Annotated in this window: 19 protein-coding genes; 8 read left to right on the forward strand and 11 right to left on the reverse strand. The window is 66.5% G+C overall.

Features of this window, described 5'->3' with window-relative positions; genetic code table 11:
• Positions 1–32: 32 nt before the first annotated feature.
• Both G6N38_RS17245 and G6N38_RS17250 read right to left on the reverse strand, forming a co-directional pair.
• On the reverse strand, positions 33–1,298 hold the full coding sequence (locus tag G6N38_RS17245; RefSeq protein ID WP_163749314.1) for an NAD(P)/FAD-dependent oxidoreductase: 1,266 nt from the start codon (positions 1,296–1,298) through the stop codon (positions 33–35).
• A 150-nt stretch (positions 1,299–1,448) separates the two neighbouring features.
• Complete coding sequence (locus tag G6N38_RS17250) at positions 1,449–3,002, reverse strand: PucR family transcriptional regulator (protein WP_163749315.1); 1,554 nt, start codon at positions 3,000–3,002, stop codon at positions 1,449–1,451.
• 149 nt (positions 3,003–3,151) lie between these two features.
• Between G6N38_RS17250 and G6N38_RS17255 the strand changes: the two genes are divergently transcribed.
• On the forward strand, positions 3,152–4,798 hold the full coding sequence (locus G6N38_RS17255) for a CocE/NonD family hydrolase (RefSeq protein WP_407662995.1): 1,647 nt from the start codon (positions 3,152–3,154) through the stop codon (positions 4,796–4,798).
• Positions 4,799–5,058: 260 nt separating this feature from the next.
• Here G6N38_RS17255 and G6N38_RS17265 read toward each other — a convergent pair whose 3' ends face one another.
• Entirely contained in the window at positions 5,059–5,349 is a 291-nt protein-coding gene (locus G6N38_RS17265) for a WhiB family transcriptional regulator (protein ID WP_163749317.1), read from the reverse strand.
• Between the two features lie 378 nt (positions 5,350–5,727).
• Between G6N38_RS17265 and G6N38_RS17270 the strand changes: the two genes are divergently transcribed.
• The 3 genes from G6N38_RS17270 (at position 5,728) to G6N38_RS30390 (ending at position 8,482) form a co-directional block, all read left to right on the forward strand.
• Positions 5,728–6,543 carry a hypothetical protein gene (locus tag G6N38_RS17270; RefSeq protein ID WP_163749318.1) on the forward strand — a complete coding sequence of 272 codons (816 nt, stop codon included), beginning with the start codon at positions 5,728–5,730 and terminating at the stop codon, positions 6,541–6,543.
• A gap of 87 nt (positions 6,544–6,630) precedes the next feature.
• Positions 6,631–7,209 (forward strand): sigma-70 family RNA polymerase sigma factor, encoded by a 579-nt coding sequence (locus G6N38_RS17275; protein ID WP_163752074.1) that lies wholly within the window; start codon positions 6,631–6,633, stop codon positions 7,207–7,209.
• A complete protein-coding gene (locus tag G6N38_RS30390; RefSeq protein ID WP_163749319.1) occupies positions 7,202–8,482 on the forward strand; it encodes an anti-sigma-D factor RsdA in 1,281 nt (426 codons plus the stop codon). The genes G6N38_RS17275 and G6N38_RS30390 overlap by 8 nt, the downstream gene beginning before the upstream one ends.
• Before the next feature lie 2 nt (positions 8,483–8,484).
• On the opposite strand, the gene G6N38_RS17285 is transcribed toward G6N38_RS30390, so the two are convergent.
• The gene (locus G6N38_RS17285; protein ID WP_163749320.1) at positions 8,485–8,889 is read right to left on the reverse strand and encodes a DUF5319 domain-containing protein; all 405 of its coding nucleotides are present in this window, start codon (positions 8,887–8,889) and stop codon (positions 8,485–8,487) included.
• A 99-nt stretch (positions 8,890–8,988) separates the two neighbouring features.
• On the opposite strand from G6N38_RS17285, the gene guaB reads away from it, so the two are divergent.
• Both guaB and G6N38_RS17295 read left to right on the forward strand, forming a co-directional pair.
• Positions 8,989–10,566: an IMP dehydrogenase gene (gene guaB / locus G6N38_RS17290; protein ID WP_179968405.1), complete on the forward strand. Its 1,578-nt coding sequence runs from the start codon at positions 8,989–8,991 to the stop codon at positions 10,564–10,566.
• A gap of 19 nt (positions 10,567–10,585) precedes the next feature.
• Positions 10,586–11,713, forward strand: a complete 1,128-nt coding sequence (locus G6N38_RS17295) for a GuaB3 family IMP dehydrogenase-related protein (protein WP_179968571.1) — start codon at positions 10,586–10,588, stop codon at positions 11,711–11,713.
• On the opposite strand, the gene G6N38_RS17300 is transcribed toward G6N38_RS17295, so the two are convergent.
• A complete protein-coding gene (locus G6N38_RS17300) occupies positions 11,697–13,946 on the reverse strand; it encodes an MMPL family transporter (protein ID WP_163749322.1) in 2,250 nt (749 codons plus the stop codon). The genes G6N38_RS17295 and G6N38_RS17300 overlap by 17 nt on opposite strands.
• 254 nt (positions 13,947–14,200) lie before the next feature.
• Between G6N38_RS17300 and fni the strand changes: the two genes are divergently transcribed.
• Entirely contained in the window at positions 14,201–15,235 is a 1,035-nt protein-coding gene (gene fni, locus G6N38_RS17305) for a type 2 isopentenyl-diphosphate Delta-isomerase (protein ID WP_163749323.1), read from the forward strand.
• Positions 15,236–15,243: 8 nt separating this feature from the next.
• Positions 15,244–16,542 carry a glycosyltransferase gene (locus tag G6N38_RS17310; protein ID WP_163749324.1) on the forward strand — a complete coding sequence of 433 codons (1,299 nt, stop codon included), beginning with the start codon at positions 15,244–15,246 and terminating at the stop codon, positions 16,540–16,542.
• Here G6N38_RS17310 and G6N38_RS17315 read toward each other — a convergent pair.
• The 6 genes from G6N38_RS17315 to G6N38_RS17340 all read right to left on the reverse strand — a co-directional run bounded on the left by G6N38_RS17315 (position 16,465) and on the right by G6N38_RS17340 (position 22,270).
• Positions 16,465–17,004 (reverse strand): MarR family winged helix-turn-helix transcriptional regulator, encoded by a 540-nt coding sequence (locus G6N38_RS17315; RefSeq protein WP_163752076.1) that lies wholly within the window; start codon positions 17,002–17,004, stop codon positions 16,465–16,467. The two genes, G6N38_RS17310 and G6N38_RS17315, sit on opposite strands and share 78 nt — an antisense overlap.
• 65 nt (positions 17,005–17,069) lie before the next feature.
• Complete coding sequence (locus tag G6N38_RS17320; protein WP_163749325.1) at positions 17,070–17,501, reverse strand: DUF2784 domain-containing protein; 432 nt, start codon at positions 17,499–17,501, stop codon at positions 17,070–17,072.
• A gap of 88 nt (positions 17,502–17,589) precedes the next feature.
• Positions 17,590–18,519 (reverse strand): phytoene/squalene synthase family protein, encoded by a 930-nt coding sequence (locus G6N38_RS17325; RefSeq protein ID WP_163749326.1) that lies wholly within the window; start codon positions 18,517–18,519, stop codon positions 17,590–17,592.
• Positions 18,516–20,045, reverse strand: a complete 1,530-nt coding sequence (gene crtI / locus G6N38_RS17330; protein WP_163749327.1) for a phytoene desaturase family protein — start codon at positions 20,043–20,045, stop codon at positions 18,516–18,518. The genes G6N38_RS17325 and crtI overlap by 4 nt, the downstream gene beginning before the upstream one ends.
• 19 nt (positions 20,046–20,064) lie before the next feature.
• Positions 20,065–21,174: a polyprenyl synthetase family protein gene (locus G6N38_RS17335; protein WP_407662996.1), complete on the reverse strand. Its 1,110-nt coding sequence runs from the start codon at positions 21,172–21,174 to the stop codon at positions 20,065–20,067.
• Positions 21,175–21,550: 376 nt separating this feature from the next.
• Positions 21,551–22,270 carry a GAP family protein gene (locus tag G6N38_RS17340; RefSeq protein ID WP_163749328.1) on the reverse strand — a complete coding sequence of 240 codons (720 nt, stop codon included), beginning with the start codon at positions 22,268–22,270 and terminating at the stop codon, positions 21,551–21,553.
• Positions 22,271–22,567 lie beyond the last annotated feature (297 nt).

A 22,567-nucleotide genomic window follows, 5' to 3' on the forward strand; every position in this document is an offset into this window, starting at 1 on the left:
GTCGGGGCGTGGTTGTGATCGCGTTGCCGGGGCTAGCGGCCGACTCGGCGCAGCGGGTCGAACTCGCGCAACGCGTCGGGCTGTTTGCCGGTGGTGATGTATTCGGCCAGCAGCCGGCCGGTTACCGGGCCGTGTGCCAGTCCCCACATGCCGTGGCCGCCGGCGACGTAAACCCGTGGCGACGTCTCCCCAATCAGGGGCCGCCCGTCAGTCGTGATCGGTCGAGCGCCCACCCAGACATCGCTGCGTTCGTTCCATCGCACCCCGCTGAGTAACGAGCCGGCTGACTCGACGATCGCGGCCACGCGCTCTGGCCGCAGCGGTTCGTGCGGATCGCGAAACTCCATGGTGCCCGCCACACGTAGTGCACCGTTGTAGGGCGTGCACGCCACCCGCGCGTGCGGCAGGTAGATCGGGCCCGGAATGGGGCGGTCCACCGGCACGGTGAACGAATACCCGCGACCTGCTCGCACCGGAATCCTTACTTGACGGCCAGCGAGCCGTGACAGCCATGCTCCGGTCGCGATGACCGCGGTGTCTGCGCGCACCCGGGCACCGTTGCGCGGGTACACCGAGACACCGTCGCTGAAGCTGATCACGTCGCTGATCTCCATGGTGCGCATCGTGGCACCGCGCTGGACGACCGCGCGGCCGAGGCTGTGTACGAATCGCCCTGGGTCGACGAACCGCTGCCCGTTGATGTTGAGCCCGGCGCCGATGAGAGGCGATGCCAGCGGCACCTGCTCGCGCAGCGCCGCGCCGGTCAATTCGGTGACGAGTACTGGGTGTCCGGCCTTTTCGAACTGGCGAAGCTCGCGCACCATCGCGTCGGCCTCATCGGTGCTCTGGAACAACGCGGTGATGGGGGCGTCGGTGACCGGCGCGTCCACACCGTTGGCGACCAGCACGTCGAAAGCTTCGATGCACTCCTCGTTGAGGGGGGCGTTGGCTCGCGCCACCCGATTCCAGGACGAGCGCCGGCAGTTCGCCGCGAACCTGAGCAGGAATAGCGCCAGCGACGGATCAGCCCGCAGCGGGATGTGCAGCGGACTCGTGGGGTCGCCTAACGAACTCAGTCCGTAACGCAACACGGACGGCGAGTTCAGCGGCAGAGTCAGTCCGGGCGAGATCCAGCCGGCGTTGCCCCAGGACGCGCCGGCGGCCACGCCGGCGCGGTCCACCACCGTGACCTCGACCCCGCGCTCCTGCAGGAACCATGCCGTCGACAACCCGACGATTCCCGCACCGACAACAACCGCTGATCGCGGCCCGCCATCGATGCGCTGTACGCCGCCCACCACACACCTCCACACTCGATACCTGCTGTTAGCTCCACAGTGGCCCGTCGGTGGGGGATCCGATTGTCATGATTCGACAATCCAGCGGTCGGGTTCTGTTCGCCCGCGACAAACCATCGCGGGCGGCGGGGCTGCTGCCGCCGGACGAGGTCACGGCGGATTTTCGACAGCCAGCGGCTGGGCAGGGTCGGTGGCGGCGAGCTCGATCATCATGGCCAGCCGTTTCTTGGCGTCCCCGAGTGGCAGCGTGGTGGTCTCGTTCATCTTGCGCATCCGATAGCGCACGGTGTTCTCGTGCACCCCCAACAATCGGCCCGCCTCGGCCGGGTCACCCTGGGCTGCCAGCCACGCCCGCAGGGTCGCCACGTAGTCGCTGGCATGACTTTGGTCGTGCCTGCGGAGCTCGGCCACCGGACCACGGTCGGGCGAGCGGCCCGTTGCGGCCGCGGTGCGCAGGCGTTGCAACAGGATGTCGTCCCAGGACTCGTCGTAGGCCGGCGGCGGAATGCGTGGTGCGCCGATCTCGTTCAGCGCCAGACATTCGTCGGCTTCGTGCCGTGCGGCCACCAGGTCCGCCACCGCGGCCACCGCACTGATCCCGGCCAACATTGTCACCTGCTCGGGCAGCGCAGCGGCCAAATCCGACACCCAGCGCCGCGACGTCGTCAACTGCTCGCCGGGCAACACCGTGTAGACGGTGTTGCCGGCCAACGCGCTACGGCCCGGCCGCGACCAACCGAACCCCGTTGTGGCGCGTTCGAACGCCAACAACAGCCCAGCATCGCGTTGATCGCCGATGTATGCCTGTACCGCGATCACTCGCAACTGATTCTGCGGCAGTCCCAGCCGGCTGGCTATCGTCGCGGCGTCCGCGCTGCCCTCGAGTAATCGGATCACCAGGTCCGATTCCACCTGACGCTCGAGGTCCGCACTGGCACGGGAGCGCAGCAGATGCATTGCGACGGTGCGCGCCCCATCTGCCAACGCGATCAGCGCCGCGCCGACCAGCGGCGCCGTACACGCCACCCACACCGATCCCATGAACTCTCGGCCCGAGCGCACCGCCACCACCATGCGCCCCGTCATGCCATGGCCGGACTCCGGGGCCACGAACATCGGTTCGTCGGAAGCGGCCAGATGCGCGAACACGCCGCGGTCCTCAAAGAAACCGCGCAACTGCTCCGGTGTGCGACGGTCCATGATGGTCTGCACCCGCGCGGGGTCGGCGTGCAGTTGCCGCCTGGAATATGCCAGAACCCGGGAGAGTCGATCCTCGATCGTCACTGCCCCGCCGGTCTCCTCGGCCAAGCTGTCGGCAAGCGCAAACAGATCCGTTGGGCCCCGCCCGGACTCGGTTTCGCGACCTTCCAACACCAACCCGTAGACGACGGCGGCGAGGTCACTCCACGGCATCGACTCGTCGACCACCAGCACCGCGACCCCCTCGGACACACCTTCGAAGGTGGTGGTCCCGGCGTCCCCACGGGTGAGTACGACCAACGCGCGCGCCGCGGCCGCCCAGCGCACCGCTTCGGTCACCGATCGCGCGCCGAGGCCGAGTAGCACGTCGCCGATGACAGTGCGATCCTCGGTGTGCTCGGGCATGACGACACTGCGCAGTTGGGTCGACCGCGATATCGGACAAAACCGCAGCCGCACCCCATAGCTGCCCAGCACATTGACCAGGCGGTCCAGCGTGACCACGAGCTTCTCCCCATGCTGAGCCGATCAGTCAGCCTAGCCAGTCGCGCTCCTCACGCCGAAGCCGAGGTGCTGCGATGATCGTGGATGTCAACCTCAGTCAGATCGAGGATGCGTTCGCACTCGGCGCGCCTGAGCGCACTGGAGGTCACGTGGCGACTCGATACGACCGGCCGTGGCGGCGACCCGGCGCGGCCGCGTACGCGCGGCAACGGATCCGGGCCTTCCTGCATCCGCCGGTGACGGTGGTTCCCGTGCCGGCCGACCTGATCAAGAACGGCGACGTCGCGGTACGGATGCGCGACGGTGTTACGTTGCGCGCCAACGTCTATCGCCCACCGGGCGAGGGCCCTTTTCCGGTGATCCTGTCTGCGCACCCCTACGGCAAGGACGTGCTGCCGCGGGGCACGCGTCGAGGCTGGCGGTTGAGTTTCCAGTTCCGAATCATGAATCAGCCCCAGCCCTATCGTATTTCGAGTGAAACCGGCTGGGAGGCACCGGATCCGGTGGCATGGGTCGCGCGGGGCTACATCGTGATCAACGCCGACACGCGCGGTGCGGGGACCTCCGACGGTGTCGGCTCGCTGCTGTCCGACGACGAGGCCCGTGACGTCTACGATCTGATCGAATGGGCTGGAACGCAATCGTGGTCCAACGGCCGGGTCGGGATGCTCGGTGTGTCGTATTTGGCTCTCTCGCAATACAAAGCGGCAGCATTGCGCCCGCCGCACCTCGCGGCGATCTGCCCCTGGGAAGGGTTCACCGACGCCTATCGCGACTTCATGACGCCGGGCGGCGTCCCCGAGCGGGGCTTCTCGCTGATCTGGCAGACCATGACCCGGCGTGTCGCCCGGCTCTCCGCCGACCTCGGGGCACAGCGGCGGCAGCATCCGCTGCTTGACGCCTGGTGGCAATCGATCACCCCCGACCTCGCCCGCATCGAGGTGCCAATTCTGGCCTGCGCCAGCTTCTCTGACCACAACCTGCACAGCCAGGGCTCCTGGCGGCTGGTCGAGCGGGCGGGGTCAGCCGAGTGCAGCGCCTACACCCACCGCGGCGGCAAATGGGCTGTTTTCTACGGCGACGAGGCGCAGCAGGCGCAGACCGCCTTCTTCGATCACCATCTGCGCGGCATCGACGTGCCGGCACCCCCGCGGGTCCGCCTGGAGGTGCGTGAACGTCGCGATGTCGTGGTCGCCGTGCGCGACGAGCGGGAATGGCCGCTGGCACGCACCCGGTGGACCGCGCTGCACCTCGGTGATGACGGAACGCTCGGCGAAGGCGAGCCGACCGCGGCGGGCTCCGCCGCATTCCGGTTGCGCCGCCATGCGGTGGCGTTCTCGCACCGTTTCGCCCGCGACACCGAACTCACCGGTCCGATGAGCCTGCGGCTGCGCATCTCACTCGACGGCGCCGACGACGCTCATCTGTTCGTCGGCGTGGAGAAGTGGAGTGCCGGGCGATACGTGCCGTTCGAGGGGTCCTACGGCTATGGCCGCGACCGGATCGCCGACGGCCGGCTGCGGCTGGCACTACGGGACTCGCTGGAGGTCCTGCGCCCCTTGCGGCCGGGGGAGATCGCGGATGCCGCCATCGAGCTCAGCGCCTCGTCGACGCTGTTTCGCGCGGGCGACGAGCTTCGGCTGATCATCGCCGGCCGCTATCTCGAACCGTTCAACCCGCTGTTCGGGCACCTTCCTGCGCGCTACGCGCCGAGCCGCCGCGGTCGGGCCGTCGTGCACTGGGGGCCGGGCGCCTCGACGCTCACGGTCCCGGTGATCCCCGAACGACACCCGTGAGTATTTCGCAACAACGACGACAAACCTCCTCGAAACTGAGCAACGGCCCGGCGCAGCCATGCCCTCCTCGGTCGCTCGATCACCCTGGTGCCGACCTGGTCGGGTCCGTTAGGGCAGGAGTTGGCGGGCAATGTGTTGCTTCCTGGCGACGGCGCGCGGATCGCCCCGACGACGTTCGAACAGTGGCTGGCGGCGGGCGCTCAGTGAGAAAGAGGCCCATCCCGCGACGGGATGGGCCTCTTTAGGTATTTGCTCTCACTTCAGGCGGTGCGGCGAATTCCACGCTTGAGCAACAACTCGCGCTCGGCTTCGCTCAATCCACCCCAGATGCCGTAAGGCTCACCGACGGCCAAAGCATGCGACCGGCATTGAGTGATCACCGGGCAACTCCGGCACATTTCCTTGGCGCGCATCTCGCGCTGTGCGCGGGCGCGGCCACGCTCCCCATCGGGATGGAAGAACACTGACGAATCGACCCCTCGGCAAAGGCCTTGCATCTGCCAATCCCAGATGTCGGCGTTCGGGCCGGGTAGCTGCTGCGGCTGTGGCATTGGAAAACCCCTCTCTCCGCACATATTTCACGTGCGTGAGTTGTGGAACCGATCCGAGCACTGTCGCCGATGACTACTCGTGCCCCCAAAATTAGGGGTGCTTTGCAAAGCGCGTCAATACCCATGCCATGTGCGCAATCACATAATCGCAGCTCGAGAATTTACATCACGTTCATCATTGCGACCCACGGTCGCTGGGCGAGGTGCTAACCAGCGCGCACCGATCGTGATGATTTCGTGATTTGCGCAGGATGGCCCGTCCGGCGCCGGCGCTCGATTTCCTAGCGCTCAGTAGGTAGTAAACATGGCCGTAACATCACGACCATGAACTGTTAACTGACCTGATTCGCTCAGCTGGTTGATAGCGTGCCAGGTCAGATGAACTCCACCGCACTGGCCGCCGTCGCCTTCGGCGACACCCCGGGCTGTTGGCCGCTGCCCGCCGCGAACACGCCCGCACAACTGTGGCTGCGCGCCGTCGCCGCCGCCGGCCAGGGCCACTACAGCTGCGCCCGTGCCGACCTTGCTGATCTGCGTCGCCGCCAACCCGCCGGTGCTGTGGCGTCGCTGGCGTTCAGTACCGAAGCGTCGCTGCTGCGTCAGCTCGGTGGTCATCGCGAGGCCGCCGGCTGGGATGGCCGCGGCCTGGCGCTGGCGCCAAGCACCGGCGATGACCCGTTGGCGCTGGAGGCGCGCGTCGATGCCGTCGTCGGACTGGCGGCCGACGCCCTTGGCGTGGGCCGGCTCGCGATGTCGGCGCAACTGCTCGAGCGGGCCGAGGAGACGATGCGCCGCGCCGAGTCGCCGCCGACTCGGCTGGCCATCCGGCTGGCGTGGGTCAGCGCCGAATTGGCGATGGCCGGTGGCCGCGGTGCGGATGCCGTGATTCATGCGCGCCGCGGGGTGGAGATTGCCGAGGAGGCGCTGCCGGCGTTGCGGCGCCATCGCGTCAAAAGCAGCGTGGTGCTGGCAGCGGCGCTGTGCTGCGCGGGGTCGATGGAGAGCGCGCGGGAGGTCGCCGACGGCGCGCTGCACGACACGCAGACCCATGGCTTGGTTCCGCTGCGGTGGGCGCTGGCGTGTCTGCTGGCCGATATCAATAGCGCAACACTTACGTCACAGCAGGTCTCGGCCATCCGGGACGACTGTGCTGGCGTTATTGCACGGCGCGGCGGGCGGTGGACCCGCCGCTAACACCCGATCGGCTGTTCGGGCCGATATTGTCTAGCCCAGTGCCTGCCGGGAAGCGTCCCGTTCGTAACGTTGGAGATATCGCCGTCGATGACAATTCCAGGAGATCGTCTCGACGCGGCCGTTGCTGAAGCGCTGGCCGGCAGTCGCGATGCCCTCCGTGAAGTTGTAGAGACCATCCGCCCCATTGTGGTCCGTTATGTCCGGGCTCGCCTGGGGTCCACGGAGCGGGTTGGCCTCTCTGCCGACGACGTCGCTCAGGAGGTTTGCTTGGCCGCCATCCAGGCGCTGCCGCGCTACCAGGATCAGGGTCGCCCCTTCCTGGCCTTCGTGTACGGCATCGCTGCTCACAAGGTTGCCGACGCGCATCGCGCCGCTGGCCGTAACCGGTCCGACCCCACCGATGTGGTGCCGGAGCGGTACTCGCTGGAAGCGGGCCCCGAGCAGATGGCAGTGAATTCCGATTCCGCCGCTCGGATGAGCAAATTGTTGGAGGTTCTGCCCGAAAAGCAGCGCGAGATCCTCATGTTGCGCATCGTCGTCGGCTTGTCCGCCGAGGAGACCGCCGAGGCGGTTGGCAGCACGCCCGGAGCGGTGCGCGTCGCGCAACACCGGGCGCTGGCCAAGCTCAAAACGGAGATCACGGCGGGAGGTCATGGCTATGCCTGACTTCGGACGCAACTCCCGCAGCGAGGATCCGTCGCTGGATGCCGTCATCAACAGCGACCGCTTCATCGACGCCCTGGCCGCCGGCCGACCGGTCGCCCCGCAGGACCAGGCCGACGCCATGCTGGCCGAACTACTTGGCGGTTGGCGCGACGAAATGCGCTGGCCGCCGGCGACCGGACTGATCACCGAGCGTGACGCTGTCAACGCGTTGCGGTCCGGTCTGGCCGAGAAGCAGCGCGGTGGGCGCAGCCGGCGCGGTCTGAGCATCGTCGGCGCCGCGGCGGCCGGTGTGCTGGTGTTCGGCGGCTTCGGTGCTGTTGTGTACGGTGCCGGCCCCGGCGACGCCCTCTATGGGCTGCGAACCATGCTGTTCGGCACGCCCAAGCAGGTCCGCGATGACCAGGTCACGCTGGCAGCCGCCAAGCAGCAGCTCGAGCAGGTTCAGCAGTTGGTCGCCCAGGGCGACTGGCAGCAGGCGCAGGACAAGCTGGTCGCCGTCAGCACCCAGGTCAATAGCCTGGGTGACCAGACGCAGAAGCAGCAGCTGCTCGACCAGTGGAACCAGCTGTCGGCGAAGGTCGTGCAGAAGGACCCCGAAGCCACGGTGCCGCCGGGGATCACCTACACGGTGCCGGCCTCGGTGAGCGAGCTCGTCCCTGCCGTGATCACCCCCACCAACGGGCCGGAGGTGCCGCCCACCAGCATTCCGGGCCTGCCGTCGATCACGATCTCCACGACGCCGGATGGCACGGGCACGTTCGGCCCGTCGCCGTCGGACACCCCGACCTCTCCGGTCGAGCAGACCGAACCGCCCGCCACGACGACTATTGAGCCGGCCACGACGACGGTTGAGCCGACCACGACCACGACGGTCGCGCCGACGACCACCACGTCAGTGCTGCCGACGACCACCACGACGACGCTGCCGACCACGACCGCCGCCACATCGACAGCGACCACCACGACCACCACGGGTGCGCCGACGACCACCACGACGACGACCTCCCTGGCCGGGGCTACCACCACGAGTGCGTCTGCGCCGGCCCAGGCGCCTGCGGCAGCAACCACCACGGGCCCGGCTGCGGCCGAGTCGCCGGGGGCAGCGGCCACGTCGACGGTTGTGCAGCAGTCGTCGGCGCCCACGGCCGCGTCAATACCGTCGTCGGTCGTTCAGGCGCCGAAAACACAGTCGCCGGCTGCTGTGATCACCACCACTACGATGATGCCGATGCCGCAGCTACCGAAGCTGCCGAGTCTCGGCGGCGGTCACTGAGTTCAGCGGAAGCCGTCGTAATCCGACGTCGCTTCGTTGAGCGAGGCGTCGGCATATCCGCGGCAGTAGTCCCACGTGACGTAGGCGTCCGGCTCAGGGTCGTATGCGGGCTCGTGCGGACGGACCGTGCCGTCGACTAAAAGCTGAAGTAGGTTGGCGCGCAACATATCCCAGTCGTGATAGTGGTCCTGCTGACATTCGTCGCAGCACACCACCAGTCCGCGGATCCCGCGATGCGCCAGCAGCGCTTCGTACACGGCCAGATCAGCCAGATCGGCTTCCACCGCGGCGCGTTCCTGAGGATCCAACGGTTGTCCCGGCTCGATCGCATCCAACGCAGCCGACGGGTCGGCGGGGTCGTCGGCGAACGGATCTGGTGGCAGGCCTGGTGGAAGGTGGTCGCGCACGACACCACATTACGCAGCGCGGCGGGTATCGCGCCAGGGAACCTCACCGCGAGCCGATAGGATGGTGTCCACTTTCCACCAGCTGATGGGGGCCTCCCGATGACCATTGCCGAAGGCAGCGCCGGCCGCATCGACGGTCTGACCGCGCACCTGAACGGCCTGCTGGGGGATTGGGTTCCCACCGGCGGTGACGACCCGAACAAGATCGCGATGCTGGGCCTGACATTCGACGACGTACTGCTGCTTCCCGCGGCGTCCGATGTGGTGCCCGCCGTCGCTGACACATCCAGCCAGCTGACCAAGAAGATCCGGCTCAAGGTGCCGCTGGTGAGCTCCGCGATGGACACGGTGACCGAGGCCAGGATGGCCATCGCGATGGCCCGCCAGGGTGGCATGGGAGTGCTGCACCGGAACCTGTCGATCGCCGAGCAGGCCGGCCAGGTGGAGATGGTCAAGCGTTCGGAGGCCGGTATGGTCACCGACCCGGTGACGTGCTCACCGGAGAACACCCTGGCCGAGGTCGACGCGATGTGCGCCCGGTTCCATATCTCGGGTCTTCCGGTGGTCGACGCGCAGGGCTCGCTCGTCGGGATCATCACCAATCGGGACATGCGCTTCGAAGTCGACATGAACAAGCCGGTAGCTGAGGTGATGACCAAGGCGCCGCTGATCACCGCGCAAGAGGGTGTGACGGCCGATGCCGCGCTGGGCCTGTTGCGGCGCAACAAGATCGAAAAGCTGCCGATCGTCGACGGGCACGGCCGGCTGACCGGTCTGATCACCGTCAAGGATTTCGTCAAGACCGAGCAGCATCCGCTGGCCACCAAGGACAGCGACGGACGGTTGCTCGTCGGTGCGGCGGTCGGCGTCGGAGACGACGCCTGGGATCGCGCGATGGCGCTGGCCGATGCCGGCGTGGACGTGCTGATCGTCGACACCGCGCACGCCCACAATCGGCGGGTGCTCGACACCGTCGGCAAGCTCAAGGCCGAGGTCGGCCATCGGGTCGAGATCGTCGGCGGAAACGTCGCCACTCGTAGTGCGGCCGCCGCGCTCGTCGAGGCCGGCGCTGACGCCGTGAAGGTCGGGGTTGGACCCGGTTCCATCTGCACGACCCGCGTGGTCGCCGGCGTTGGCGCACCTCAGATCACCGCGATCCTGGAAGCCACCGCGGTGTGCGCGCCGGCCGGTGTGCCAGTGATCGCCGACGGCGGGTTGCAGTACTCCGGTGACATCGCCAAGGCGCTGGCCGCGGGCGCGTCGACGGCGATGCTGGGCTCACTGCTGGCCGGCACCGCCGAGGCACCCGGCGACCTGATCTTCGTCAACGGCAAGCAGTTCAAGAGCTACCGCGGCATGGGGTCCCTGGGCGCCATGCAGGGACGTGGGACGGCGAAGTCCTACTCCAAGGACCGCTATTTCCAGGACGATGTGCTGTCCGAAGACAAGCTGGTGCCGGAAGGCATCGAGGGCCGGGTGCCGTTCCGCGGCCCGCTGTCCACCGTGATCCACCAGCTCACCGGTGGTCTTCGCGCAGCGATGGGATATACCGGCGCGCCGACTATCGAGATGCTGCAGCACGCCCAGTTCGTGCGTATCACCGCCTCGGGGCTCAAGGAAAGCCACCCGCACGACATCACCATGACTGTCGAAGCCCCCAACTACTACGCCCGCTAGGGGTCCCGCCGTGCGTGACATGGTTGAAATCGGCATGGGCAGAACTGCCCGCCGCACTTACGAACTCGACGACATCAACATCGTTCCCTCGAGGCGCACCCGCTCGTCGCAGGACGTGTCGACCGCCTGGCAGCTCGATGCCTACCGGTTCGAAATCCCGGTCGTCGCTCACCCGACCGACGCCCTGGTCTCCCCGGAGTTCGCCATCGAACTGGGTCGCCTCGGCGGGCTCGGGGTGCTCAACGGCGAGGGTCTGATCGGCCGGCACGCCGACGTCGAGGCCAAGGTCCGCGAGGTCATCGAGGCCGCGGACAAGGAGCCCGAGCCGACGGCCGCGATCCGGCTGCTGCAGCAACTGCATGCCGCGCCGCTGAACCCCGAGCTACTAGGTGCCGCGGTCGCCCGCATCCGCGATGCCGGGGTCACCACCGCGGTTCGGGTGAGCCCCCAGAACGCTGCGGCGCTGACGCCGGCTTTGGTGGCGGCGGGTATCGACCTGCTGGTCATCCAGGGCACCATCATCTCCGCCGAGCGGGTGGACTCGCACGGCGAGCCGCTCAACCTCAAGACGTTCATCTCCGAGCTCGACATCCCGGTGGTGGCCGGTGGGGTTCTTGATCACCGCACCGCGCTGCACCTGATGCGTACCGGCGCGGCCGGCGTGATCGTCGGCTACGGCTCGACGCTCGGGGTGACGACCAGCGACGAGGTGCTGGGCATCAGTGTGCCGATGGCAACCGCGATCGCCGACGCCGCGGCGGCGCGGCGCGAGTACCTGGACGAGACCGGTGGGCGCTACGTGCACGTGCTGGCCGACGGTGACATCCACACCTCCGGTGACCTTGCCAAGGCCATCGCCTGCGGCGCCGACGCGGTGGTGCTGGGCACCCCGCTGGCCGAATCCGCTGAAGCGCTCGGTGACGGCTGGTTCTGGCCGGTAGCCGCAGCGCATCCGTCGCTGCCGCGTGGTGCGCTGCTGCAGATCGCGGCGGGGGAGCGTCCGTCCCTGGATCGGGTGCTCAACGGGCCTTCCGACGACCCGTTCGGCTCGCTCAACCTGGTCGGCGGCCTGCGCCGGTCGATGGCCAAGGCTGGGTACTGCGATCTGAAGGAGTTCCAGAAGGTCGGCCTCACCGTCGGCCGCTGAGGTCCCCCTTCGGGGCGCGATGGGCGCCTGGGCTGGATGAGAACATGTGGGCGTGCCAACGTGCCAACGGCGCGGGTGCCCACCAGTTCAGCGGCCCAAGTACATGCATGAATGCCGGTAGCAGAAGCATGCGCACCACCGTGGCATCGGCCAGGACCGCGATCGTGAGTCCGACGGCGAACATGCGCATGAACGACACGCCGGCGAACATCAGTGCGGCAAAAGTGATCGTCATCAGCAGTGCGGCGGCCGTGACAACCCGGCCGGTGCGCTCGATGCCAAGCGCAATGCTCTCGTCGTTATCCGAACTCGTTCGGGTCGAGGCGAGCCAATACTCCCGGATTCGTGATAGCAGAAAGATCTCGTAGTCCATCGATAATCCGAAAGCGATGCAGAACATGAGCACCGGGATGTTGACGACCAGCGTGCCTGTCGGCGTTGTGCCGGCCGCCCACAGGTTCCCTTCCTGAAATATCCACACCAGCGCGCCGAAGGCGGCCGTCAGGGACAGGATGTTGAGCAACACCGCCTTGATGGGCAACACGACGCTGCCGGTGAGCAGGAAGAGTAATACCAACATGACGGCGGCAATGAAGCCGAATACGACCGGAAGGCGCGACGTAATGCCCTGCACGCTATCGCGGTTCGTCTGCGCAGTCCCGGTGAACTGTGCGGAAACGTCGCGCGGCGTTGCCACCGCATGCAATCGGTCCAGCTGGGTTTCCGAGGCCCGCGTGTATGGCGATGTGGCGCTCTCGACGGTCAGAAAGGCGCTGTTGCCGTTCATGCCGGCCGGCGCAGATGGGGGCCCGTTGCGCTCACCACCGACGAACGTGCCGGTTGGCGCCGACACGGCGGTCACCTCGGGTACCCGGGAGAGCGCGGCGGCGTAGCTCGCCAGATCAGCTGGCGTCAGCGCGGTGGTGTCGGCCACGACGATCTTCACCGCGTTGTTGGAATTCAATGCGAAGTCGGTCCGGATGCGGTCGTTGACCTCGCGCGCCGACGAGGTGGCAGGCAACACCCGGTCGTCTGGATATCCCCAGCTGACCCGAAGAAACGGTGCGCCGAGCACCAGCAACACTGCAGTGAGCGTCAAACCGATTGGAATTGCATGGCGCATAACGAATTTCGCCATCCGATACCAGGCGGTGTGGCCTGCGGCCGAATCCGGTGGCTCGGCGCGGCCACGGAGGCGTCGCAGCAGTCGCCGGATGTTGAGCGCGTCGAGTCGATCGCCGGCCAGCGCGATCGCGGCCGGGGTCACGGTCACCGCCGCGAAGGCGGCGAACGCCACCACGGCCACCCCGGCGTAGGCGAAGGACTTCAGAAAATACATCGGGAAGATCGCCATCCCAACCATCGCCAGGGCCACCGTCATCGCGGAGAACAGAACAGTCCGGCCAGCTGTGGTCATGGTGCGCACCAGGGCTTGCTCGCGGGAACCGCCGTCGGCCAGTTCGTCGCGGTATCTGCTGATGATCAACAGGGTGTAGTCGATCGCCAATGCGAATCCCAAGGCCGCCGCGACATTGAGCGCGAAGATCGACACATCGGTGAACATCGCTATCGCTCGTAGTGCTGCAAGTGACCCTAGTATTGCGAATCCGCCGACAGCCACCGGCAGGGCGGCGGCTAGAAGTCCGCCGAAGACCCAGAGCAACGCGAAGAAGCTCAGGGGTATCGCGATGGCTTCCATTCGGATCAAGTCTTTTTCGGTTTGTCGGTTGATCTCCGAATACACCAGCGCAGACCCGCCGGTGTGAACATCCACCCCACCGGTGCTGCGGGGGAGTCGATCGGCGAGTGTCTGTGCCCGTGGCGGGGCGGTGTTCTCGTCGCCTTGGATCGCGGCGATGATCATTGCCGATCTTCCGTTGGCGGTGAGTGTTCCTGGTGGCGGTTGGCCGCTCCACGGGGAGATGACCTGCGATACGAACGGTGACGACGTGAGTTGTCGGGTGATATCGGTGCCCACGGCATGCGCGGTGTCCACGACTGGCCCGCTTTGCGAATCCACCACGACCACGAGGTCCATGTCACCCTGGTGAAAGGTGTTGGCAAGCATCAGCGACGCGCGCGCGGACTCGGAATCAGGATCGAGGAACCCGCCGGCGGACAGGGTTGATGCCGCCGGAATTCCGAAGACTGCGGTGCCGATCAGCAGGACCAGGGCGGCCGCGATGATCCGTCGCGGCGCCGCGATCGCGAACTTGGCCATCCAGGCGAGCATCTACGTTCCTATCGGCTGGTACGTAGCCTGGCCAATCCGCCTGGCGGCCACTCCCTTAACGAAGGTATATTCATTTGTTTAACTATTCAATACCTGAACGATATAGCGATTGGACGGTACGGTGGAACCGATCGGCATTGTTTCGACGGTCGCAGACGCGTATCAACCGCCTTGGGGTGCCGGTGTTCCGACCGATCGGAACACCGATGGTCAGATCGGGATCCAGCCCTCGGTGAGACAAGGCGGTGAGTGATATGACGTTGCTCGAACACCGCAAACGCAGGCATATCGAGGTCTGCCTGGACGGCGACGTCGGCTATCGCGGCGTGACAACCGGTCTGGAACGCTACCGGTTGCCGTACAACGCGCTCACCCAGACGCGTCTGGACGACGTCGACTTGGCCACCGAGTTCCTTGGTGCCCGATTGCGTGCGCCGGTGCTGGTGGGCGCCATGACGGGGGGAGTCGAACTCTCTGGCGTGATCAACCGGAATCTGGCGATCGCCGCCCAGCGACTCGGCATCGGGATGATGCTCGGCTCGCAGCGCGTGATGTTCAACAGCGTAGTGGGCGAACGTGCCGCGGCGAGCTTCACTGTGCGCGATGTGGCGCCGGATGTGCTCCTGGTAGGCAACATCGGGCTGGCGCAGCTGACCAGAGAGTCGGTGCCGGACATCGTCTCCGCGCTTGACAGGGTCGCAGCGAACGCACTTGCAGTGCATACGAATCCGCTGCAGGAGGCGATGCAGGCCAATGGCGACACCGACTGTGCCGGCTCGCTCGATCGTTTGCATGAGGTGGTGCCCATGCTGGATTACCCGGTACTCCTCAAGGAAGTGGGCCACGGAATCGGTCGAAGTGCCGTCGCTGAACTGCTGCGACGCAATGGCGAGTCACCGGTGGATGCGATTGATGTCGCTGGAGCTGGCGGCACATCATGGTCGCGTGTCGAGCAGTTGGTCCGCTACGGCGAACTGCGGTACCCGGATCTGGCCGATTGGGGGATCCCTACCGCCCAAGCGCTTGTGGAGGTACGTGCCGCCCTACCCCGCATCCCCCTAGTGGCCTCTGGCGGAATTCGAACCGGATCGGATGCGGCCAAAGCTCTGGCGTTGGGGGCCGACGTGGTAGCGCTCGCCCGCCCGCTGCTATCTGCGGCAATCGAGTCCGCCGGGGCGGTGGTGGACTGGCTGCAGCGGTTCGTCGATGAGCTTAGGGTGTGCCTACATGGTTGCGGCGCAACCGATCTGGCCGCGTTGCGCGGCCTTGGCGTGGTACCCGTCGGCTAGGCGGAGCGATGGCAGTGATCTTGGCGTACAGCTCGCCGGCCCTGGGGCATGTCTACCCGTTGGCGGCGCTGCTGGTGGAGCTGGCGCGACGTGGTCACCAGGTCCATGTGCGCACCATGGCCGGCCAAGTCGGTGCCATGCGGGCGGCAGGCCTGCACGCGGCTGCGGTCGATGCGCGAATTGAGGCGATCGACGGGCAAGATTGGTTGGCGCGCAATGCGTTGAGCGTTCTCAAGAGGTCCACGGACGTGCTCTGCCGCCGCGCCGAGATTGAAGTGGGGGACTATCGCGGAGCGGTCGAGCAGGTACAGCCCGACGCGGTCATCGTCGATGCGAACTGCTGGGGTGCTATCTCGGCTGCTGACGTGGGAGGCGTCCCCTGGTCGGTGTTTTCACCGTTCACGCCCTATCTGCATTCCCGGCACGCGCCGCCGTTCGGGCCAGGGTTACGGCCGCTACCCGGAATCCTCGGCGGCATCCGCGATATGACGATGCGCCCGATTGTCGGACACCTTTTCGATCGCCCAATCCGTCCACGAATCAACGAAATCCGGACGCGCCTGCACGCGCCCCCGGTCGACTCTGCGGACGGGCTAATGCGGAGAGCACCGCTGCTGCTGGCTGTGGGTGGCGAGCCCTTCGAGTACCCGCATCCCGATTGGCCGGACACGGTGCATTTCATCGGTGCCTGTGTCTTCGAGCAGAATCGCCCCGCCATGCCGCAGTGGCTGGCGGACGTCGACCGGCCGATCGTGTTGGTCGGCACATCGTCGATCGCCCAGGCTGATGGGCGGCTCGGACACATTGCGCTGCAGGCATTGGCCGATCAGCCTGTGCACGTCGTCGCCACATTCCCGGCCGGCATACCGGCGGGGCTGCCCCGCACAGCCAACTCGACAGTGTGTCGGTTCGTCTCGCATGACTCGGTGCTCGAACGTGCGATATGTGTCGTCACTCACGGGGGGATGGGAACGACCGTCAAGGCGCTCGACCGCGGCGTGCCGGTGTGCGTCGTCCCGTTCGGCCGAGATCAAGCCGAAGTGGCCCGCAGGGTCCAAATGTCCGGCTGCGGCACCCGGTTGCCTCCGAAACGGCTCACGCCGCGGCGGCTTCGCGGTGCGGTGCAGCGGGCAACGACGATGGTCGAGGGCGCTCAGCGGGTGGCGGAAGGATTCGCTGCGACCGGGGGTCTGGAGCGCGGGGCAGACCTGATCGAGGAACGACTGCTCTCAATCCGTGCCCGCGGCGGAACGGGCCTTTCCCCGGGCGCGCCGGGTAGTTGCGGTGCCTCGCCGGAGGTTCGCTGACGTTCGAGAATCGCCGGCTCCGAGCTCGTCCTCGAACATGGCCATCGCAGAGATCATCGCCGTGAAAACCTTGTGAGCGGCCGCCAGATCGCTATCGGTGATATCGGCGAGCGCCGCGCTGATCCGAGATCCGAGGGGTCTGAAGAAGTCGTGCGCCAACGCCATCCCACGATCCTCATAACGCAGTAGCCACTTACGCCGGTCGCCCGGGTCCGGCTCGCGCCGAATGTGGCCCGACTGGATCATCCGGTCGACGAGGTAGGTGATCGCAGGGGGCGAGAGGTCCATGCGCTGTCGCAGCTGTGCCGGTGTGAGCGGTGTCCCGGCGGTCTCCGCCACCATGATGTGCAGTAGGGCGTGAAAGTCGGTGTTGTTGACGTCATTCGACCGAGCGAAGTACCGGCCCACGCGGTCGGACCGGGCGGTCATTGCTCGAACGTCAGCCGAAAGCTGGCGTTCCATCTCAGCGCGACCGGGCGAGGGATCACCTGCGCGGCGTTTGCTACTCACCTACCCGGATCTCTTCATCAGGTCTTCAAGGGTACGGTGTGCCGGGCTGGAATGTCCGCAACGGATCCGCCTCGACGCGAACTTCGCGGTTGACGCCGGCTTTGAATCGCCAGCGCGATCCAGGACACCAGTGCGGCCAGGAACGCGAGCTTCTGGGCGACCCCGGTGCGGTTCGCCGGGAACAGCACACCCGCGACATAGCGGCCGACGAATCCGGATTGTGGCAGCGGGTGCATGCCGGCCAACGACCGCTCCCGCTGCTCGATCGCTGTGAGGGGACAAGGCACGTCCAGCGTCGCCACGCAGATTCCCCAGCCCACGGTCGGTAGGTGCACCCAGAACGTCCATCGCCAGCGCAACGCCAAAAAGCCACCACTCGGCAGGTAGATCAGGTAGGCGAAATGTGCCACCACGGTGGCGGCGACAGTCGCGAAATGGACTTTCTTCATGGCGAACTCAGGTTATCCCGATTCGACTTCGCAGCCGGTAGCGGCACTGGCGCACCAGCCGCACAGGATCAGAGATGGCCGCGGCGCATCAAGCGGCACCCCGACGAGCACGCCACGACTGGAACAGTGCGCCGCCCGCGACCTGAAGCCGTCGCGCAGTTCCGACGGTGGCGCGGTGGCTGAAAACCTCGAAGTTGGATTCTTCGATCCGATCCAGGATCTCTGAGTAGAGGGTCAACGCGGTCGAGACGCAGGGTCGAGAGCGAGGGGCGAGTAGCGCGACTCCTGGGCCGGCGAATCGGTAGATTTCCCGGGTGATTTCGTGCTGAGCTGCCAGGGCGTTGCGCACGCGACGGTCAGTGCGTCGGCGTTTGTGACACCACTGCAGCAGGTCTCTGTCCACACCGTGCACGGCGAGTTCGTCGGCCGGCAGGTAGACGCGGTTGCGCATCAGATCCTCGTCGACGTCACGCAGAAAATTGGTCAGCTGGAACGCCCGCCCCAACGCGGCCGCGCGCTGCTCAGCCTCCTGGCTGTCGCCGACCACTCCCAGCACCGGAAGCATTTGCAAGCCAATCACTTCCGCCGAGCCACGCATATATCGGTTGAGTGCGGCCCGATTCGGATAGTCGGTCACGGTGAGGTCCATGCGCATCGAGGCGAGAAAGTCCTCGAACAGGCCGTCGGGAATCCGGTACTGGGCCACCGTGTGAGCCACCGCCGCAAGGACCGGGTCATCGAGGCAATCCCCGTCACCGAAGAAACGCTCAGACAACCGTTGTAGCCGCTCGCCGCGCGCGGTGACGTCCAGTTCCTGGTTGAACTCGTCGAGGATGTCGTCGGCGAGGCGCGCGAAGGCATACAGGGCGTGCACGGCCGGACGCTGATCCGGGGCCAGCAGGCGGGTGGCCAAGAAATACGTGCGGCCATTCTCGGCTGCGATGCGTCGGCAGTGGCGGTATGCCTCACGCAACCGCGGGTCGTCGATTCCGGCGGCGGTCAATTCAGCCCTGATCATGGCGACCCGGCTTTCAGATCGAGGTTGATCGCCGACCGGGAGGGAACGCCGGTGATCCGGTCTGCGGCCAGTCGCCCGGAGATGAGGGTGGTCGGCACCCCTACGCCGGGTGTGGTCGACGATCCGGCCAGCACCGCGTTGGCGATGCCGCGGATCAGATTGGCTGGTCGGAACGGGCCGGTTTGGGCAAATGTGTGCGCGAGCGCGAACGGGGTGCCGGCGACCATGCCCTGACCGGCCCAGTCGGCCGGGGTGTCGACGTGCAGCAGCTCGACGTCGTCACCCAGGTCTGATTGCAGCCGCTCGGCCACGATGTCGAGCATGGATTGTGCGTACGGTGCCGACGTGCTGGACCAGTCGACGTGACCGCGAGTCAGGTTCGGTGCGGGCGCAAGCACGTAGAGCAGGTCATGACCGTGCGGCGCCAGGCTGGCGTCGCTGGCCGTGGGACGGGTCACCAGCAGCGAGGGATCCTGCATGAGCCGGCCGTCGCGGATGATGTCGGTGAAGGTTTCTTCCCACGCGCTGCCGAACAGGATGGTGTGGTGCGCCGAGGGCGGGGTGGTAGGCGCGGCCGCGCGGCAGCCCGCGTGCAACACCACCGCCGAGGGCGCCGCACGCAGCGGCAGCAGCCGCCGCGGCCGACGGCCGAGCAGCTGGTAAGTGCCGGGTAGCTCGGTGGTCAACACCACCGCGTCGCAGGGGATGTGGTCGCCCGCGTCCGTGGTCACGGCGGTGATCCGATCCGAAGTGCGCTCGAGCCCGGTGACCGTCGACCCATAGCGGAAGTCGACCCCGGCCTCCTGCGCCGCCGCGGCGAGCGCGTCGGGCAGCGCGCGCACCCCACCGCGCGGGAAGAACACTCCGGAGATCGTGTCCATGTAGGCGATCACCGCGTAGACCGCGAGGGCGTCTTGGGGCGCCACCCCGGCGTAGAGGGATTGGAAGGTGAAGACCCGCCGCAACCGAGGATCGCTGATATGCCGCTTGACCATGGTCTCCCACTTGCGGAACCCACCGAGGCCCGCCAGTCGCGCCAATTGGGGCGTCAGCATCGAGATCGGGGAGTCGAAGTTCGCCGCGATGAAGCCCTCGAATTCCGTCCGATACAACTTGTCCAGCCACGCCCTCAGCGAGCGGTATCCCGCGGCCTCCTTCGGACCTGCGAACTCGCGGATCGCGGTGGCCATCTCGTCGGAGTCGCTGTGGATGTCGATGCTGGCGTCGTCGGCGAACATTGCCCGATACGCCGGCTCGACGGGCATCAGTTCCAGTCGTCCGTCACGGCTTTTCCCGACGGCATTGAAAGCCTCGTCGATGAGCTCGGGCATCGTGATCACCGTTGGACCGGTATCGATCCGGTATCCGCCGATATCGCGTCGGCCTGCCCGCCCTCCTGGCCACGGCTCGCGCTCCACGACGATGACCTCCCGGCCACGGCCGGCCAGGTGCAGCGCCGCAGACAGCCCGGCAAAGCCCGCTCCAACGACGACCACCCGGTGGGTCGGCCCCGGCACCGTTCGCATCAGTCCAACACCTCGGTGCTCATGCGGCGCGGCGGGTGCAGATGGTTGCCATATCGGCCAGCGCGGCCGCGATCAATGGATCAATCGTGCTGGTCTCCAGCGCTTTCTGTGCGGTCTGGACACGGTCATCAATGAGCTCTTCGATCCTGTGTACCGCGCCGGTGGCCACGATGAGGCTTCGCCAGCGGTCCAAATCGGCGTTGTCGAGGTGGGTGCTGGCGATCAGTTCGTGGAACTGCCGGCGCGCCGGGGGATCGGCCATCTCCTGTGCCGCGACCAGGACGCTGGTGGCCTTGCGCTCGATGAGGTCGCAGCCGTTGGGCTTGCCGGTCGTCTCGGGTGATCCGAAGATGCCCAGAATGTCGTCGCGCAGCTGGAAAGCCTCGCCGAGTGCGGCGCCGTACTCGCCCAGCTGTTTGAGCATGAGCTCATCGCAGCCGGCCATTGCGGCGCCGATCTCCAAGGGCCGGCGCACCGTGTAATTGCCGGATTTCATCCGCGCCACATTCAGGACAGCCTTGAGGCTGGGCGAAGTACGGATGTCCAGCGCCAGGTCCGCGAACTGACCCGCTGCCAACTCGGTGCGCATGGCGTCATAGCGTGGCCAGGCCCGTTCCAGCTGGTCGGGACGCAGACCGCTGTCTCGCATCAGCTGTTCGGCCCAGATCAGACACAAATCTGCCAACAGCACGGCCGCGGACTCGCCGAACCGGCGTGACACCCCGGACAGGCCACGCTGCGCGTGCCATCCGGCCAGCTGAATGTGTGCTGACGGGCGTCCACGCCGTGACGGCGAATCGTCCATGACGTCGTCCTGTAGCAAAGCGAAGGCATGTAATAACTCCAGGCTGGCGGTTGCCGACAGAGCCGCATCGTCGGGAGGGGCTCCCGATAGCCAGCCCAGGTACATGAACGTCGACCGCAAGCACTTACCGCCGTTGACGAATTCCAGGAGGATCTCGCCGGCCGGCTCGACGCCGCATTCGCCTAGCGTGTCAGCGCAGCGGGCAGTGACGAAGTCGGTGACACGGCTGAGCACGGTTCGCCGCAGATCCGTTCGCCACGCGCCGAATTGGTCGACTTCCGGCAGGGCCGGCACGCGTGCGCGCGCCGGCTCGGCCACAGTGATTCGTGGAAATTCACGCACAGTCCCCACCAACACTCCCTCGCGATGACGGCTCGGCTGCGACTTGCAATGGCCCTAACTCACCCTTCGCCAAGAGTCGAGCCGCGAGCGCGGCGCGGCGGCAGTCGAGCCGCGACCCATTCTCATTCACATATTTAATCATTAACTTAATGAAAGATGGAGCGGTTCGCCAGTCCTGCCGGTCGTGAAGCCGTGTTCATGCTGATGGCGCCCTACGGACCACCCGGTTGTGATGCACACCTTCTGATGGCAACCCTCGCCAACAATTCACCGTTTCGGCACGGCGGCAGCGGACGGGTTGGCCGGGGCAGTGCAATTCTGGATCGGTGACTGGTCTTCTGGTCGGGCTGTGGGTAGCTCAGCCGGTGGCGAGCAGGAAGATCCCCAGCGCCCCGGCGCCAACAACGAAGATGTGGCGGCGGTAAGTCTGCAACCAGTGGTAGGTAGCAGTCACGAGCGATTGCGTCTTCGTGGGCTTTACCAGATAGCTGATGAGCAGCATTTCAACAATCGCCAGCATCGCGACGGTGAAGGCTATCGAAGCGCCAAGCTGGGCGCTGATCGAGGCTCCCGAGGCGTGGATGACGGAGATCGCCGCGAGGTACTCGACAGGCGCGGGGCCCTGGGAGAGGCCAGCGACAAACGAAACCCAAGGATTGCCGCTTTGCAGCATTCGGCGAGCGCGGAACGCCAAACCTGACATCGCAGTCGATTTAGCCGGCGACTCCGCCCAATCCGATGGATTGCCAACGCTTTTGGGCACCAACGCCGGTTGGCGTATCAGGCGCACAGCGCCCACTCCGGCGACCACAAGGGCGATGATTCCAATGACGATCTTGGTGTTGCCGTTGGTCAGATCCCCGATTGCGGCGACGATCCTGTTGATGAGTTGGGGCACGACGTCTTTCAGCAAGACGAAGGTGCCGATGGCAAAAGCAAGTCCCGCTGCCATGGCGCCGGCCCAAAACGCGACAAGATTGAGGACGGGCCGTGGCCGCGAAGTAAGTATCACCGTGATGCCGATGCGAAGTGGGTCCGCTGCCACAGAGAGGCCCAACAGCAGCACGATGCCCCACATATGGGTAAACGGTACCCAACGGGCTGCGGCACCGTCAACGGCCAGTTAACCCGCCGAAAGCGGATTCCGTCCGGCGCCGGCTCTGCTTGGGTGATGGTGGCTGGGGGGTTGGCTCGTTTGCCAGCGTGCTCGCGCCGATTGCCGCTCACTGTGCTACCGTGCCCCGGAGAACGCGATGCGCCGGACGTGATAACCATCGTCGACCGGCGCCGATGTTGGGGGTCTGCGGAGGTCTCATGGGGAGGGTGCGTGGCAATTTGGCCAGCGAGATTCTCACAGCTCGCGAGGTTTGCTCCG

It is taken from the genome of Mycolicibacterium helvum, assembly GCF_010731895.1.
GTDB classification, from domain to species: domain Bacteria; phylum Actinomycetota; class Actinomycetes; order Mycobacteriales; family Mycobacteriaceae; genus Mycobacterium; species Mycobacterium helvum.

Excerpts from the sequence above, each read along its gene's own strand:
- G6N38_RS17300 (WP_163749322.1), bottom strand. The coding sequence starts at position 13,946 with ATGCTCGCCTGGATGGCCAAGTTCGCGATCGCGGCGCCGCGACGGATC.
- G6N38_RS17310 (WP_163749324.1), top strand. The coding sequence starts at position 15,244 with ATGGCAGTGATCTTGGCGTACAGCTCGCCGGCCCTGGGGCATGTCTAC.
- G6N38_RS30390 (WP_163749319.1), top strand. The coding sequence starts at position 7,202 with ATGCCTGACTTCGGACGCAACTCCCGCAGCGAGGATCCGTCGCTGGAT.
- G6N38_RS17270 (WP_163749318.1), top strand. The coding sequence starts at position 5,728 with ATGAACTCCACCGCACTGGCCGCCGTCGCCTTCGGCGACACCCCGGGC.
- fni (WP_163749323.1), top strand. The coding sequence starts at position 14,201 with ATGACGTTGCTCGAACACCGCAAACGCAGGCATATCGAGGTCTGCCTG.
- G6N38_RS17275 (WP_163752074.1), top strand. The coding sequence starts at position 6,631 with ATGACAATTCCAGGAGATCGTCTCGACGCGGCCGTTGCTGAAGCGCTG.
- G6N38_RS17325 (WP_163749326.1), bottom strand. The coding sequence starts at position 18,519 with ATGATCAGGGCTGAATTGACCGCCGCCGGAATCGACGACCCGCGGTTG.
- G6N38_RS17265 (WP_163749317.1), bottom strand. The coding sequence starts at position 5,349 with ATGCCACAGCCGCAGCAGCTACCCGGCCCGAACGCCGACATCTGGGAT.
- G6N38_RS17340 (WP_163749328.1), bottom strand. The coding sequence starts at position 22,270 with ATGTGGGGCATCGTGCTGCTGTTGGGCCTCTCTGTGGCAGCGGACCCA.
- crtI (WP_163749327.1), bottom strand. The coding sequence starts at position 20,045 with ATGCGAACGGTGCCGGGGCCGACCCACCGGGTGGTCGTCGTTGGAGCG.
- G6N38_RS17315 (WP_163752076.1), bottom strand. The coding sequence starts at position 17,004 with ATGGAACGCCAGCTTTCGGCTGACGTTCGAGCAATGACCGCCCGGTCC.
- G6N38_RS17295 (WP_179968571.1), top strand. The coding sequence starts at position 10,586 with ATGGTTGAAATCGGCATGGGCAGAACTGCCCGCCGCACTTACGAACTC.
- G6N38_RS17320 (WP_163749325.1), bottom strand. The coding sequence starts at position 17,501 with ATGAAGAAAGTCCATTTCGCGACTGTCGCCGCCACCGTGGTGGCACAT.
- guaB (WP_179968405.1), top strand. The coding sequence starts at position 8,989 with ATGACCATTGCCGAAGGCAGCGCCGGCCGCATCGACGGTCTGACCGCG.